The organism is Limosilactobacillus reuteri (assembly GCF_002254085.1).
In the GTDB taxonomy this organism is placed as follows: domain Bacteria; phylum Bacillota; class Bacilli; order Lactobacillales; family Lactobacillaceae; genus Limosilactobacillus; species Limosilactobacillus reuteri_K.
Genome location: NZ_NGPY01000077.1, coordinates 34,617 through 49,912 on the forward strand (window position 1 = coordinate 34,617; position 15,296 = coordinate 49,912).

The 15,296-nt window shown below is 36.3% G+C and carries 14 protein-coding genes; 9 read left to right on the plus strand and 5 right to left on the minus strand.

Annotated elements, in window-relative coordinates:
* Nucleotides 1-35: 35 nt before the first annotated feature.
* From CBG10_RS11620 to CBG10_RS09730, 4 genes are all read right to left on the minus strand, one after another.
* A complete protein-coding gene (locus CBG10_RS11620; RefSeq protein WP_225361500.1) occupies nt 36-722 on the minus strand; it encodes an ATP-binding cassette domain-containing protein in 687 nt (228 codons plus the stop codon).
* A gap of 99 nt (nt 723-821) precedes the next feature.
* On the minus strand, nt 822-1,130 hold the full coding sequence (locus CBG10_RS11625) for a hypothetical protein (protein ID WP_225360045.1): 309 nt from the start codon (nt 1,128-1,130) through the stop codon (nt 822-824).
* A gap of 133 nt (nt 1,131-1,263) precedes the next feature.
* Nucleotides 1,264-1,509 (minus strand): ATP-binding cassette domain-containing protein, encoded by a 246-nt coding sequence (locus tag CBG10_RS11630; protein ID WP_225359497.1) that lies wholly within the window; start codon nt 1,507-1,509, stop codon nt 1,264-1,266.
* 266 nt (nt 1,510-1,775) lie between these two features.
* A complete protein-coding gene (locus tag CBG10_RS09730; RefSeq protein ID WP_094512468.1) occupies nt 1,776-2,720 on the minus strand; it encodes a Dyp-type peroxidase in 945 nt (314 codons plus the stop codon).
* 136 nt (nt 2,721-2,856) lie between these two features.
* Here CBG10_RS09730 and CBG10_RS09735 point away from each other — a divergent pair, with 136 nt between their 5' ends.
* From CBG10_RS09735 to gtfA, 9 genes are all read left to right on the plus strand, one after another.
* Nucleotides 2,857-4,374, plus strand: a complete 1,518-nt coding sequence (locus CBG10_RS09735) for a YfcC family protein (protein ID WP_094512470.1) — start codon at nt 2,857-2,859, stop codon at nt 4,372-4,374.
* A 12-nt stretch (nt 4,375-4,386) separates the two neighbouring features.
* Complete coding sequence (locus CBG10_RS09740) at nt 4,387-5,721, plus strand: dipeptidase (RefSeq protein WP_094512471.1); 1,335 nt, start codon at nt 4,387-4,389, stop codon at nt 5,719-5,721.
* Nucleotides 5,722-5,862: 141 nt separating this feature from the next.
* Nucleotides 5,863-6,642 (plus strand): class I SAM-dependent methyltransferase, encoded by a 780-nt coding sequence (locus CBG10_RS09745; RefSeq protein WP_094512473.1) that lies wholly within the window; start codon nt 5,863-5,865, stop codon nt 6,640-6,642.
* A gap of 3 nt (nt 6,643-6,645) precedes the next feature.
* The gene (gene nikA / locus CBG10_RS09750) at nt 6,646-8,226 is read left to right on the plus strand and encodes a nickel ABC transporter substrate-binding protein (protein WP_094504395.1); all 1,581 of its coding nucleotides are present in this window, start codon (nt 6,646-6,648) and stop codon (nt 8,224-8,226) included.
* A gap of 20 nt (nt 8,227-8,246) precedes the next feature.
* On the plus strand, nt 8,247-9,164 hold the full coding sequence (locus CBG10_RS09755; protein ID WP_035153741.1) for an ABC transporter permease: 918 nt from the start codon (nt 8,247-8,249) through the stop codon (nt 9,162-9,164).
* Nucleotides 9,165-9,167: 3 nt separating this feature from the next.
* Entirely contained in the window at nt 9,168-9,977 is an 810-nt protein-coding gene (locus CBG10_RS09760) for an ABC transporter permease (protein WP_019252418.1), read from the plus strand.
* Nucleotides 9,961-11,307 carry an ABC transporter ATP-binding protein gene (locus CBG10_RS09765; RefSeq protein WP_094512474.1) on the plus strand — a complete coding sequence of 449 codons (1,347 nt, stop codon included), beginning with the start codon at nt 9,961-9,963 and terminating at the stop codon, nt 11,305-11,307. Before CBG10_RS09760 ends, CBG10_RS09765 begins: the two co-directional genes overlap by 17 nt.
* Before the next feature lie 330 nt (nt 11,308-11,637).
* Nucleotides 11,638-12,855, plus strand: a complete 1,218-nt coding sequence (locus CBG10_RS09770) for an MFS transporter (RefSeq protein ID WP_094512476.1) — start codon at nt 11,638-11,640, stop codon at nt 12,853-12,855.
* 20 nt (nt 12,856-12,875) lie between these two features.
* Complete coding sequence (gene gtfA, locus CBG10_RS09775) at nt 12,876-14,333, plus strand: sucrose phosphorylase (protein ID WP_003668877.1); 1,458 nt, start codon at nt 12,876-12,878, stop codon at nt 14,331-14,333.
* Between the two features lie 150 nt (nt 14,334-14,483).
* On the opposite strand, the gene CBG10_RS09780 is transcribed toward gtfA, so the two are convergent.
* Nucleotides 14,484-15,281 (minus strand): serine hydrolase, encoded by a 798-nt coding sequence (locus tag CBG10_RS09780; RefSeq protein WP_094512477.1) that lies wholly within the window; start codon nt 15,279-15,281, stop codon nt 14,484-14,486.
* Between the last annotated feature and the right edge of the window lie 15 nt (nt 15,282-15,296).

Sequence of the window (15,296 nt, forward strand, 5' to 3'; positions counted from 1 at the left end):
GCGCTATTCTAATCTCTTTATTATTTCCCGGGAAATTAAATTTGAATTTTTCGTGTTGCAACATGATCAATAATGTTTTTGTCGTGCTCGATGATTAACATTGGTGGACGAATTTCTTGAATCAATTTTATAATTTGTTCTTGATTATAAGTATCAAGGTAGTTTAGTGGTTCGTCCCGTAAGTATAGGTGGACGGGTTGCGCCAAAGAACGGGCGAGTTCAACTTTCTTTTGCTGCCCCATACTCATTTGCTCAATCGGAACATTAAATGTTGATCGCACCATTCCGAGTTTACGGAGAAGGTTAAGAAAGGTATCATAATCAATTTTGCTATTTTTGGCAAAATCTTGAAGGCTGCCATGGTTATATATATAATTTTGCCGAACAACACTAATTTTAATATTACTGCCAATTGTGATTTGTCCATCCTGCGTACCGTTAAAATCACCAAGAATAGCATGAAATAAGCTTGATTTCCCATTTCCATTGTTACCGCAAAGGATGACTTGTTCATGATTGCCGACTTTTAATGAAAGGTTGCTACAAAGAGGATGTCCAGGAAAATTTAGGGAAAGTTTGTCGATACTAAGTAAAGTCTGATGATGGGTAGGCTGAAGGTTGATTGTAAGCGGGACGACCTTTTCAACCTCTTGCAAAAGGCCTTGCCGATCTTCAATTGCCTTATCAAGGCGGCCCTTCATAATTGTTGACTTTTTCATCATCTTAGCAGCTTTTGCACTAATGAACCCCTTATCTGCGTGTGAATTATTTTTCTTCTCGTTTTCGGCTTGTTGTGCCCATTGCTGTTTTGTTTGGCGGACCTATTTAAGATGGTGGATATCTTTTAAAAGCTGTTCATTAGTACTAATTGCTGTATTATCCCGCCGTTGTTTTTGAGCAAAGTGATTACTGTAATTTCCCTTGTCGAGAACTAGTTGATGCTGCTCAATCACTAATGTATGATCAATAATTTCATCGAGAAATGTTTGATCATGACTAGTAATAATGAATCCGCCCTTCTTTTGTTTAAGGTACTGAGCAATCAATGACCGTCCTGCTTGATCAAGGTGATTTGTCGGTTCATCAAGCAAGGGGAAGATCCCTTCTTGAGCAAATAAGCAAGCGAGCATTACTCGTGTTTGTTCACCGCCACTAAGGGTGTTAAATGGGCTGCCATAATAAACTAGAATCGGTGTGCATCAAATTAAGCTCTCGTTCGACTTGCCATTGTTCAAGCTGGGGAACCATGTTGCTTAGGTTATTTCAAACAAAATCATCAGGATCTGCAACGTCAAATGGATAATAACCGAATTTTAAATTTGTTTGAACCTGACCTCGATAGTCAAGGCAGTTTTGTAATATCTTGAAAAAGGTTGTTTTGCCGCGCCCATTTCGTCCTAATAGCCCTAGCTTCCAGTCACTGCTGAGATTTAAACTGCAATCCTTAAAGAGCGGTGCTTGTCCGGGATAGGCAAAAGTTAAGTTGTTAATCGTAATTGGTTCTATCAAAAAAATCACCCTTTCATGTATACGGGGAGAAAGGGTGGGTAGTAAAAAAAGCCCACCACTCTGGGCAGACTTTTAAACTAATGGTAATTAATATCGCACTAGGTTCATTACGATCAGTCATTGAATACAATTCTACCCAGAGTATCTCCCCGTGTTAATCCACAGTAAGCGATACGTTAAATTGTGTAGAATTAAAATTTCAATGGATGATCCCTCCTAAAATTCAATGCACTAAATATAGCAAGTTAAAAATAAATTATCAATAATTAATTTATTTCACCATCAGCAATTTGATCCAACATTGGACGCGAAGGAATAAAGAAGAGTTGACCACCTAAAATATCAGAGAAAGTTAGGAGATAGTCATTTTGCTCAAGCATATTTTCAAGCATCTTCTTAGTGACTGTCCAATGACGTGAATAGCCGATAAAGAATGTTCCGGTGTTGCCGGATGCAGGGTCTGAATATGGAACATTCATACGTACAATCTTCTGTTCAACACCATTAATTTCAGCTTGGGAAGCGACATTGTGGGCGTTCTTAAACTTTTCCTGTTCACTTAGTTCTAGGTCAGAAAACTTCTTTCGCCCGACAGCCTTTTCTTGATCTTCAGTAGTTAGCTTATTCCAAATATTCATATTATGTCGCCATTTTTGGGCAAAAGCATATGAGCCATTTTCAAAAGCAGGATCCTCATCACCGATAATGGCATATTCAGCAGCATCTTGTGGTTCAGGATTTTCGGTCCCATCAATAAAGCCAATAATAGCCCGGCCTTCAAAATAGCGGAATCCCTTTGTTTCATCAACAACGTTAGTAATGTCCTTAATAAAAAGCATAATTTGTGCCATAAACTCATAAACAACTGCTTCATCATTAGCACGAATGTGGAGGAAGATATCTCCTTCAGCAGCCGGCATTTTATATTTCGGACCAGTAAGTGTTTGATAGGCTTCTAGTTCTTTAGGCTTAGGGGCATTAGGGAAGAGGTAGTCCCATGCATCGCTGCTAAAACCAAGTGCGACCTTTAAATTACCTTTATTGTCACGAATTCGAAGAGAACGGGTAATAGCCTGGAAACGCTCGACAAATTCCTTAATTGCTTCCTGTTCTTTTGCCCGATCCTGGCGTTTTAATTCTAGTACAGTAAATTGGACGTGTTCACCAGAGTCTTTCCAAACGTCTTGAGCTTTACTGGGATTCATTACCATTAGCTTCATCCTCCTTAAAATTACTACAAGGTAATTATAGCATTCTTTAAGGATAATATTCTTAGATTAAGTTGAAGCCGTTTTCAAACTGAATTAAAATAAAATTGATATTAATTTTACAAAAGAGGCGGTTATTGTGCAAGAAACACAGACAAAGAAAAAACATCACTTTCATATGCCCTCTGCGTTTACAATTTTATTTTTAATTATTATTTTAATTGCAATTTTAACGTGGATTATACCAGCAGGAACATATGAGACGGATAAAGCAGGGAATATTATTTCTGGTACATATAAGGCAGTTATAAACAAGCCTCAAGGAATTTGGGACATCTTTATGGCACCGGTGATCGGGATGGTCGGCGATAAAAAGACAGATGGAGCTATCTCAGTATCACTATTTATTCTTGTTATCGGTGGATTTCTGGGGGTAGTCAATAAGACGAATGCCTTAAATGAAGGAATTGGCTCGATTGTTCGCCGGTATAGAGGACGGGAAAAACAACTGATTCCAATTTTAATGCTTCTGTTTGCTCTTGGTGGATCAACATATGGAATGGGAGAAGAAACAATTGCTTTCTATCCTTTATTGATCCCTGTGATGATGGGGGTTGGCTTTGACTCAATTGTGGCGGTTGCTATTGCCTTAGTGGGAAGCCAAGTTGGTTGTCTGGCTTCAACCGTTAATCCCTTTGCCACCGGAGTAGCTTCTCAAACATTAAATATTTCTCCCGGTGATGGTTTAGTTTCCCGGGTAATACTTTTAATCATTACTATAACGATTAGTATCATTTACGTTTATCACTACGCATCAGTAATTAAAAAGGACCCCACTAAATCATTGGTTTACAATCAACGAGCAGAAGACGAAAAACACTTTTTAGTCAAGGCTGATCCTAATGATGACCATAAGATGAGCGGCCGACAAAAGACAGTTATTTGGCTATTTGGGATTACTTTTGTGGTGATGATTCTGGGGCTGATTCCATGGTCAAACCTTAATAGTCATTGGACATTTTTCGATAAATTTACAAAGTGGTTAGTTAATATTCCGTTTTTAGGCGATTTATTAGGTCATGATATGGCACCCCTTGGAACCTGGTACTTCAACGAGATTACTATGCTCTTCCTTTTCATGTCAGTCTTGATTATGGCTGTTTACCATATGAAAGAAAGCGAATTCATCGATGCCTTCATGTCTGGAATGAGAGATTTCTTGAGTGTTGCAATTATTGTGGCAGTTGCACGGGGGATTCAAGTAATAATGAATAATGGGATGATTACTGGTACAGTTCTTCATTGGGGAGAATTGGGGCTTCATGGATTATCACAAACGATCTTTATCATTTTGACTTATATTTTCTATATCCCAATGTCATTCTTAATCCCATCAACATCCGGTTTAGCCGCGGCGACAATGGGAATTATCGGACCGATGGGGCATTTCGCGCATGTTTCAGGTAGCCTTGTTATTACTGCCTATCAAGCAGCTTCAGGTTGGGTTAACCTTATTACCCCAACTTCAGGAGTTGTTATGGGGGCATTAGCGATTGCTCATATTAATGTCGGCATTTGGTGGAAATGGATGCTGAAATTAATGATTTATCTCTTTATTGCTACGTGCTTATTCTTAGGAATTGCTGCCTTGCTCTAGGAGGAGATTTGAATGGATAAAATTATTACAGAAGATGAACAAAAAGCTGCGGTTAAAACTTTAGAACGACTAATTTCTGTTCCATCATATAATCAACCAACAGAAGAAGGCGCACCATTTGGCAGAGGAATTCGTAACGCTCTCGATGAAATGATGAAAATTTGTGATGAGTTAGGACTTAAGACCTATGAAGATCCAGATGGGTATTATGGCTATGCGGAAGTTGGTAGCGGGGACAAAATTTTTGGTGTAATTTGTCATCTTGATACGGTTCCGGCAGGTGATTTAGGTAAATGGAAACATGATCCATTTAAGGGCACAGTAATCAATGATGCAGTTTATGGACGAGGATCACAAGATGATAAAGGTCCAGGGATTGCAGCTTTATATGCTGTTAAAGCATTAATGGATCAAGGATATCAATTTAATCAACGAATTCGTTTTATTTATGGAACGGATGAAGAAATCCTATGGCGCGGAATTGCTGAATACAATAAAAAGGAAGCACCAATTGATAGTGGGATTTCTCCGGATGCTGAATTTCCATTAATTTATGCTGAAAAGGGGTTGCAACAATCTTATCTCGTTGGCCCAGGAACAGATAAATTAAAGCTCAACTTGAAAAATGCGTTTAATGCTGTCCCAGATAGTGCAGTGTATGATGGCCCAAAGCAGGACGAAGTGAAGGCTGCTTTAGATAAGCATGGCTTTGAATATACGACTGATGGCAATTCAATTACTGTTATTGGCAAGTCTGTTCATGCGATGATGGCACCAGAAGGAACGAATGCTGTTTTGCGGTTAGCGATTGCGCTTGATGATGTTTTTGATTTTAAGCCCCTCGATTTTATTGGTAAGTTATTTAAAGAAGATGCGACAGGAAGCAATGTTCTTGGTGATATTCACGACGAGTCTGGACAATTAACTTTCAATATTTCTAGTCTTGAGATTAATGAAAATGAAACGAGGATGCAAATTGATTTACGAATTCCCGTAACGATCGATCGCGATAATTTGCTAGCAAAACTAAGTGAGCAGGTAGCAGCTTACGATCTGAAGTATGTTCATTTTGATTATTTAGCACCACTGTATGTTCCAAAAGACAGTAAATTAGTGCAAACTTTGATGAAAGTTTATAAAGAACAAACTGGGGATGTTGATGCTGAACCGCAAATTTCTGGTGGAGCAACCTTTGCCCGAACGATGAATAATTGTGTTGCCTTTGGGGGAATGTTACCAACAACACCAGATTATATGCATCAAGCCAATGAACAGTGGCCATTGCCAGATATGTATAAAGCAATGGAAATTTATGCTCAGGCAATCAAGAAACTTTGTGTGGATTAAGTTATTAATAATCTATATAGAAGCACTTTTTGCAAAATTGTGAAGGGTGTTTTTATATTGGAAAAAACTATTTTAGATTGATTATAAAAAACTTGTAAATAATATTATTTTTATTATACTGATTAATGGGAAGATAACTAAGTGGCTAGAAAGATTGGAGAAATGAAGATGAGTCTTTCTGTGCTAAATACTCAATATTGGACTGAGCGTGCTGCTAGTTATGGTCAGCAACATTTATCAGAATTACGAAATCCTAATACTGAAAATTGGAAATCATATTTTCGAGATAATTTATTTAACCCGAGATCAGAAACAACTGTACTAGACATAGGAACAGGTCCTGGTTTTTTAGCAATACTTTTAGCAGAATTGGGATATCGTGTAACAGCGATTGATATCAATAGGACCATGTTAAAGCATGCTAAACATAATGCTCAAATGTTAGGTGTGAAAATTAATACGCAGGTAATGGATGCTACTGAGTTAAATTATGAGGATTGTAGTGTTGATTTAATTGTAAGCCGTAACTTAACTTGGAATTTAGAAAAGCCAGAATTAGCTTTGTATGAGTGGTATCGTGTATTAAGACCTAATGGGATATTAATGAACTTTGATGCTAATTGGTATCACTACCTCTATTCAAACGTCGGAAAAAAGGCATATAACTTTGACCGTCGCCAAGCGAAAATTGCTCATGTGAATGACTATTATCAGGGTACCGATATTTCTACTATGGAAAAGATTGCAAAACAATTACCATTAAGTAAAGTGGATCGTCCTAAGTGGGATAAACAGGTATTTACATCATTTGGTGCTACAAAAGTTGAAATTGATACTAATATTAATCCAAAACTTTTGAGTTATAGTCAACAGATTAACTTTCGTTCTACTCCAAATTTCTGTATTAAAGTGAGGAAGTAATTAATGAAAGAATTAAAGTATTTAACGGTTTTATTAAGTTTGTTTATTTTTGGATTGGTTGTGAGCGGATGTTCAAGACATATTGATAAAAACAAACTCGAATATGGAAGTACGAAGGATATTCGCGATATAAACCCGCATCTTTATAACGGTGAAATGGGTGCGCAAAATATGGTATTTGAAGGGTTAGTAAAAGATACAAAAGGAAAGATTGAACCCGCTTTAGCCACTAAATGGACCTTAAGCAACGATAAAACAGTCTATACTTTTACCATTCGCAAAAATGTTCGATTTTCGAATGGTGAAAAGTTAACGGCACAAGTAATAAAAGAAAATTTTGATGCTATTTTAGCAAATAAAGAACGGCATGAGTGGATGGGATTACCAGATGAAATTGCAAGTACAAGTGCACCAAGCAAGTATCAATTTGTGTTGACCTTAAGGGAACCATACTATCCAACTTTAACTGAACTTAGCCTAACAAGACCATTTAGAATTATTGCTCCAAGTTGCTTTAAAAATAATGGAACAAAAGATGGCGTTAAAGGATATGTTGGTACTGGTCCTTATGTTTTAGCGGACCACAAAAAGAATAAAGAAGCAGTTTTTAAGGAAAATAAATATTATTGGGGTACTAAACCGCATATTGCGACTGTTAATTGGCATGTGATTTCTAACACTCAGTCACTGTATATGGCACTGAAGAAGGGTGATATTCAGTTAATTTATGGTAGTGACGGTGATCAAATTAGTGCGGACACTTTAAAATCATTAGAGAAAAACGGTAGATTTAAGGTTTATATGAGTAAGCCTAATGCATCACGCTCAATTTTATTGAATACAAATCGAGGTGCGTTACGTTCACTAGAAGTTCGTAAAGCAGTATCGTATGCAATTAATAAAAAAGAAATCGTATCAGGAGTTTTAGATAATTCCGAAAGTATGGCAAATACTCTTCTCCCCCCCAATGCCCCATACATGAAAGATCTTAAACTGAAAAAGCAGCATTATGATCTAGAAAAAGCTAATCAATTACTTGAAAAAGCTGGTTGGAAGAAAGAGAAAGGGAGCGAATATCGTGAAAAGAATGGTACGCCATTAACCCTCACTTTCTCATGTAATTCACAAAATGCCCAAGAGGAACCAATCGCACAAGTTGTTCAAGCTAATCTAAAAAAAGCGGGTATAAAGGTTAAGATTATTTCTGAGGATAAGCAAGCATACCTTAATAGACAAAAAGATGGTGACTTTGATATGCAATATTCATTATCATGGGGAGCACCATATGATCCACAAACCTATCTTGCTTCATGGAGAATGGCAGCGCATGGTGACTATCAAGCTCAGTTAGGATTACCCAAAAAGCAATGGTTAGATAATGAAATTACCGAAGTGTTATTAGCATCTAATAAGCAAGAACGTCAAGAAAAGTATCAACAAATTATGTCATATGTTACTGATGAGTATGTTTATGTACCGGTTTCATTCTCAAAAACAAAAGCTGTTGCCGTAAAACAATTAAAAGGTATCTATTTTCCAACATCGCAATATGAAATACCTTTTAGTAGTATGTATTTTAATTAGTAAAATGAGGAGGACAGTTAATGAACTTTGGCAAACGTATTGTTAAAGATATCATTATATGGTTGGGGATTGTTGCATTAGCGCATTTTATTTTCATTAAGACTAATCCTCATCTTGCTGAGGCATCCCTTCACGCTAATAATGAAGCCGTAACTAAAAACTCAATAATAGCTGAAAAAGCACGGTTAGGTTTAAATGATCCTTGGCCAAAGCAATTTAGTACATGGTTAGGGAATGCGATTCATGGTAATTTTGGACAGAGTTACGTGCAACATGAGGATGTTATGCGGCTGATAGGGCACGCACTTCCCAATACAATTGTTTTAGCATTGGCAACTATAGCTTTAATAGGATTAGTTATTTATGGATATGCAATTTATGCTATCAAAAATCCAAATACTCACGGCGAAAAAGGAATTCGATTATTTCTATTAAGCGGAAGTGCAATTCCTTCATTTTGGCTTGGGTTAATCCTTTTAACAATTTTTGCAATGGATTTAGCGATTTTTCCAATTAGTTCAGATCATTTTTCGTTTCTCGGACTTGTCCTTCCTACAATAACCTTGGCAGCTGCTTATATTGGTTCATATATTCGATTGATGAGACGGGAGCTTTTACAATTAAGAAGAAAAGAATACATCCGTTATTATCGTTACCAAGGCTTATCAGAACAACGCCTATCACATATAATGATTCGAAATGCAATGAGTTCTCTTCTTGTTTCTTTAAGTGTTAGTATTCCCAAAATTTTAGCTGGAAGTGCAGTTGTAGAGACATTATTTAGCTGGCCTGGAATGGGATATATGTGTATTACAGCGATAAACGATCGAGATTTTCCAGTAATACAAGGCTATATTGCAGTAATGGCAGTTGTTTTCTTAGTGTTTAATGAGTTATGTTGGTTTTTAAATCAGCGTTTCATACTAGCAAGGAGATAATCAATGAAGCAAAATGATTGGTTAGCCATTAGTGGGGTAGGGATTTTATTAATTTTAATTTTGGCAGGAATTTTTGCCCCGTTAATAACATCATATGACCCAAATCAAATCGACCTTACTGATAAATTAAGTAATCCTAGTTTTACGCATTTATTGGGAACCGATTATTTAGGCCGAGATCTATTTTCACGGATTTTATATGGAAGTCGCGCAACTCTATTATTAGGAACTGTATTAACAATTATTATTTTAGTATTAGGGGTTGTAATAGGATGTATTGCCGCAATTAATAATGGTAAGATTGCTGCAGTTATTGATGGATTTTGTACCCTGTTTTTAACTTTGCCAAGTGAAATGTTAGGATTAGTAATTATTGCAGTAGTTGGTCCGAGTTTAGAGGGACTAATTTTAGCGATTGTATTACCACGTTGGCCATGGTATGTACGTATGATCAAAAATGATGTTAAAAAAATTTTGAGTACTAACTATGTTCAATACGCTAAATTATCTGGTAATTCAATGTTTGTTATATTACGAAAACATGTTTTTCCAAACATAGGTTCTCAGATTATGGTTTATACAACTTTAGATATGGGGGCATTAATCACGAGTATTGCGGCATTATCGTTCTTAGGAATAGGTATTCAAGCTCCAACAGCAGAATGGGGAAGAATGTTAAATGAAGCACGTGAGGTAGCAAACGTTTATCCATGGCAAATGATTCCTGCAGGAGTTGTAATTTTTTTAGTAACATTAATTTTAAATTATCTTGGTGATAGTTTGGAAGGAAAAAATAATGCGTTTAGTGATTAAGAAACTAAAGATTGCAGATAGAAATAAAATACTGCTTGATATTCCGGAATTGATGGTAAATTTTTCTTCGTTAGCGTTAATGGGTCCTAGTGGAAGTGGGAAATCTACCTTAATTAAAGCAATCGTAAAAGATAATGATATAGATCTAAATCAAACTGGCAAAATTCAGTTATATGGCAAATCGCCACAATTAAGATTAGGAAAGGAAATTAGAGTAATACCGCAGTCTCCGCAAAATGCATTAGATCCATTTCGAAAAATTCGTTATCAGATTTTAGAAACATTTAAAATTACTGAAGTTTCTAAAAATTATTCTTTAGCTGATTTTGCAAAATTATGTGGTATCTCAGAGAAAACTTTTGATTTATATCCAATGCAATTATCTGGTGGGCAGGCACAACGGATAATTTGTGGTTTAGCGTTAATCGGAAAGCCACAAATTATCATTGCAGATGAGCCAACAAGTGCTCTTGATATTGAAGGTCGTGAGAGTTTTATCGAATTGATGAACTATGCTTTAAAAAAAAATACTAGCCTATTGCTTGCAACGCATGATTTACGGGTAGCAAAAAAACTATGCTTAAAAAGTATTGAGTTAAGTTCTGGGCAGGTTGAAGAAAATAAACTAATAGCTTCAAATGGAGATATTTTCTGCCAAGCTGATAAAAGTTCCGAAAAAACTATTGAGAAGTCAAAAAAAGTAATAGTTGTCAAAAAACTTGTGAAAAAGTTTTATCAACATAAATTTTTTCATTCAACCACTACCAATCTTTTCGAAAATGTTAATTTTACTATTAAGCAAGGAGATAATGTTGGAATTATTGGTAAAAATGGGACCGGAAAAACTACATTAATTTATATTTTGTTAGGATTAATCAAACCTAGTGGGGGAAGTATTGAAGTTACTGATAAATTAGACATTGTATTTCAAAATTCTCGAACAGCAGTTGATCCCCGATACACGGTTGCGCAAGTATTACGAGAAGCGAATCCAACAATTTCTGAAAATGAGTTAACAGTAATTTTGGAGAAGGTTGGTTTAGAGGGGGTAAATTTGAAGCAACGTGCCTTAAATTTGAGCGGTGGTCAATTACAACGAATATGTATTGCAAGATCTATTTTGCAAAAAGCTAAGGTTATTTGTTTTGATGAAGCTTTTAGCGGTTTAGATAACATAAATAAACGAATTATTTGGAATCTATTACTAAGATTAAAAAAAGAGTATGGATTAACATACCTTTTTATTACACATGATCAAGATTTAATTAATAAAATGGATTTTATATTAGAACTTACTAATCAAACTGTTGTAGCAAAGAAACCAAATTGATTTTTTATCAAGGGTTACTTTTGAAAATCTGAATAAGTTTTTTTCAATAAAAAGAGACGAGTTAAAGAATTATTCTCGCCTCTTTTTATATTAAAGTTCAAACAGAAAATACAAATGTGCTTTTATTCACAATTAGGTATATGATAACGTTTTACTTATATTAATCTGTATTTTCTTTTAAGCGCTATTATAATAACAATGTAATGGATTACAATTTTTATAAGAAATCTTTGTTAAGCGTTTGACATTTCAAAAAGTTCATTGTATATTATTGATGTACAGTAATGATAAACGTTTATCAAATACCTATAGAAAGAGTACCTACTAATTATGAATAACAAAAATTCTCTTGTTACCAAATTGGCGTTCCTGTCAGTCTCATTCATGGTTACGAGTGCTTATGCCATTCAAGGTTCTTTACCGCAATTAAAGGCGGCACTCGGAATCTCACAGACACAGTCAGAATATTTAGTTACGACTCCATCATTTGCTGTAATGATTTTTGTTGTCCTTTCACCATTACTTCAACAATGGTTCAATATTTCTGATAAAAAGATTATTATGGCCGGGGTTACAATTGTTGGTCTTGCCGGAATTGTTCCAATGTTTGCTAATGACTATACTGTGATTTTAATTTCCCGGTTAGTTTTAGGAGCAGGGTTTGGTTTATATAACTCTCAAGCAATTTCGATGATTTCAGTTTGGTATGAAGGTACAACCCGAGCTCAAATGCTTGGTTGGCGTGCTGCGGCTGAACAAATTGGTCAAGCTTGTACCCTTGCAATTGCTGGATTGATCCTTAGCTATGCAGGTTGGCATGCATCATTTGCCATTTACCTTCTTGCTTTCGTTGTTCTTTTCTTCTTTGCCGTTCGTGTTCCTGACGATAGCAAAGCACAAGATAATAACGTTACCGAAGATGATCTTGCTGAAGAATTAACTGAAGTGGAAGAACCAATTAAAAAGATTAGTCCAGTAGTTTACCTACTTGTTCTCTTTGCTTTCCTCTTGGTTGTGGACTATGTTGGAATGGAAAACCGGTTCCCTGGTCTAGCCGTTGCAATTAAGGGCAGTAGCTATACCGGTTCATCGATGTTCCTTTCCTTGATGTTAATTGGGGCAACGCTTGGTGGTTTATTCTACGGATCGATTAATAAAGTATTAGGTTTTAACACTGTTTACCTTGGTCTTGGGTTAATGGCCATTTCGAACTTCTTATTTGCCTTCGCAAACGGCAACTTTGTAATGTTAGTAATTGGTTTGCTTTTAATCGGTTTCCCACTACAATTAGTTTCTCCGTTGATTTTTAACTTGTTGCCAGATTTGGCTCCTGCTAAGCGTCAACCATTAGTAACTTCAATGGTACTGATTGGTTTTAACTTTGGAGCTTTCTTCTCACCAACAATTGCTGAATGGATGAACCGGTTAGTCGGTCGCCCGATGAGTGGCCTTGATCTTGCCGCACCATTCCCAATCTATGGGGTAATGCTAATAGTTATTGCCTTAATTATTTTCTTTGCAACTCGTCATTCTAAACAAGCTAACTAAAATTATTGGAGGATATCATTATGCCAATCAAAAACGAAGCAATGTTAATTACTTACTCTGACTCAATGGGTAAAAATATTAAAGAAACTCATGAAGTATTAAAGAACTATATCGGTGATGCAATCGGTGGTGTTCACTTACTTCCATTCTTCCCATCAACCGGTGACCGTGGTTTCGCACCATACCGTTACGATGTTGTTGATTCTGCTTTTGGTAACTGGGACGATGTTGAAGCATTGGGTGAAGACTACTACTTAATGTTTGACTTCATGATTAACCATATTTCCAAGAAGTCTGAAATGTACCAAGACTTCAAGAAGAAGCATGATGATTCTAAGTACAACGACTTCTTTATCCGTTGGGAAAAGTTCTGGGAAAAAGCTGGTAAGAACCGTCCAACTCAAGAAGATGTTGATTTGATTTACAAGCGGAAAGATAAGGCTCCTAAGCAAGAAATTACCTTTGATGATGGTACTACTGAAAACTTATGGAACACTTTCGGTGAAGAACAAATTGATATTAATGTTAAGAGTAAGGTAGCTAACGAATTCTTCAAGGAAACATTAATTGACATGGTTAAGCACGGTGCTGATATGATTCGTCTTGATGCCTTTGCTTACGCTATCAAGAAGGTTGGTACTAATGATTTCTTTGTTGAACCTGAAATCTGGGATCTTTTAAATGAAGTTCAAGATATTTTGGCTCCATACAAGGCCATCATCCTTCCTGAAATTCACGAACACTACACCATTCCACAAAAGATTTCACAACATGACTTCTTCATCTATGATTTTACCTTACCAATGACTACTCTTTATACCCTTTACTCTGGTAAGACTAACCGCCTTGCCAAGTGGTTAAAGATGTCACCAATGAAGCAATTTACTACTCTTGATACTCATGATGGTATTGGAGTTGTCGATGCTAAGGATATCTTAACTGATGATGAAATCGAATATGCATCCAACGAATTATACAAGGTTGGTGCTAACGTTAAGCGGAAATACTCAAGTGCTGAATACAACAACTTGGATATTTACCAAATTAACTCTACTTACTACTCTGCATTAGGTGACGATGACAAAGCTTACTTGCTTTCTCGTGCTTTCCAAGTATTTGCACCTGGTATTCCAATGGTTTACTATGTTGGATTACTTGCTGGTTCAAATGACCTTGAATTGCTTGAAAAGACTAAGGAAGGTCGTAACATTAACCGTCACTACTACACTAAAGAAGAAGTGGCACAAGAAGTTCAACGTCCAGTAGTTAAGAACCTCTTAGACTTACTTGCATGGCGGAACAAGTTTGCAGCCTTTGATCTTGATGGTTCAATTGAAGTGGAAACACCAACTGAAACAACTATCAAGGTTACTCGGAAAGATAAGGATGGCAAGAATGTGGCTGTTCTTGATGCCGATGCTGCTAACAAGACTTTCACTATTACAGCTAATGGTGAAAAAGTGATGGAACAAAAATAGCCATCAAATTAATTAGTAATCTCTCTCAAAATAAAGTAGGTAGTATTCCTTTCCAAAACGCTTTATCTCTCTCAATAAACTACCTATAAAAATGGGGCTGGAAGAAAATTTGAAGTTTTCTTCCAGCCCTATTTTGTTTATCATTTCATTTTAGTTCAATATTGGCTTTGTTACACGAGCAAGTTGTTCAATTACTTGTTGTCCCGCTGCCATTGATTGATTTTTATCCGTATAAACCGCAATCGTGTAATCTGTTCCGTTACTATTTTTTACATAACCAATACTATTGACGATCCATTCATCTTTACCGTAATTTAGCCAACCGTTTTTTAATGCAAAATTATCGCTACTTGCTGAGATCCCCCAGGCTTGGTCATTTTCGACATTACCCATTAAATCACGAATTTCGCTTCTTTCTTCGTCAGATAAAACCTTAGATTTATAGAAAATATTATTCAAGAGTTTCACTTGGTCTTTCGGGGTAGTAACAGTTAACCCCCAACTGCTATTAGCCCGCGATTGGGTCATACCAAATTTTTCAAAAGTTTGTTGGAGACCGTTTTTGCCGCCTAAATAATCTTCAAATAATTCACTAGTTGAATCATTGTCACTCTGCTCAATCATTTTGGTGGCAAGTGATTTTTGATGGCTTGTAAGGGGACTTTGTTGTTTGGCAAGAATCCCTGCTAAAATACTAACTTTTACTGTACTAGCAGTTCGAAACTTATGCTGGGGTGCATTACTAGAAGTATAAATTTGGTGGGTCTTTGGTGAATATACCGCAATGCTGACATTATTATTGGAAGTGAAAATGATCTTATTCCATGCGGATTTTAGGCGGCCACTTGTCGAGCTGAAGTGCCGAACACCCATAATAATAAGCAGAATAGCAATAATAATTAAGATAAGCCTGCGCGGTTTACGACGATGACGTTGCGATCTTTGCATTTTTAACCGACCCTT

Excerpts from the sequence above, each read along its gene's own strand:
- CBG10_RS09740 (WP_094512471.1), top strand. The coding sequence starts at position 4,387 with ATGGATAAAATTATTACAGAAGATGAACAAAAAGCTGCGGTTAAAACT.
- CBG10_RS09765 (WP_094512474.1), top strand. The coding sequence starts at position 9,961 with ATGCGTTTAGTGATTAAGAAACTAAAGATTGCAGATAGAAATAAAATA.
- CBG10_RS09780 (WP_094512477.1), bottom strand. The coding sequence starts at position 15,281 with ATGCAAAGATCGCAACGTCATCGTCGTAAACCGCGCAGGCTTATCTTA.
- CBG10_RS09730 (WP_094512468.1), bottom strand. The coding sequence starts at position 2,720 with ATGGTAATGAATCCCAGTAAAGCTCAAGACGTTTGGAAAGACTCTGGT.
- CBG10_RS11625 (WP_225360045.1), bottom strand. The coding sequence starts at position 1,130 with ATGCTCGCTTGCTTATTTGCTCAAGAAGGGATCTTCCCCTTGCTTGAT.
- CBG10_RS09770 (WP_094512476.1), top strand. The coding sequence starts at position 11,638 with ATGAATAACAAAAATTCTCTTGTTACCAAATTGGCGTTCCTGTCAGTC.
- CBG10_RS11620 (WP_225361500.1), bottom strand. The coding sequence starts at position 722 with ATGATGAAAAAGTCAACAATTATGAAGGGCCGCCTTGATAAGGCAATT.
- gtfA (WP_003668877.1), top strand. The coding sequence starts at position 12,876 with ATGCCAATCAAAAACGAAGCAATGTTAATTACTTACTCTGACTCAATG.
- CBG10_RS09760 (WP_019252418.1), top strand. The coding sequence starts at position 9,168 with ATGAAGCAAAATGATTGGTTAGCCATTAGTGGGGTAGGGATTTTATTA.
- CBG10_RS09755 (WP_035153741.1), top strand. The coding sequence starts at position 8,247 with ATGAACTTTGGCAAACGTATTGTTAAAGATATCATTATATGGTTGGGG.
- nikA (WP_094504395.1), top strand. The coding sequence starts at position 6,646 with ATGAAAGAATTAAAGTATTTAACGGTTTTATTAAGTTTGTTTATTTTT.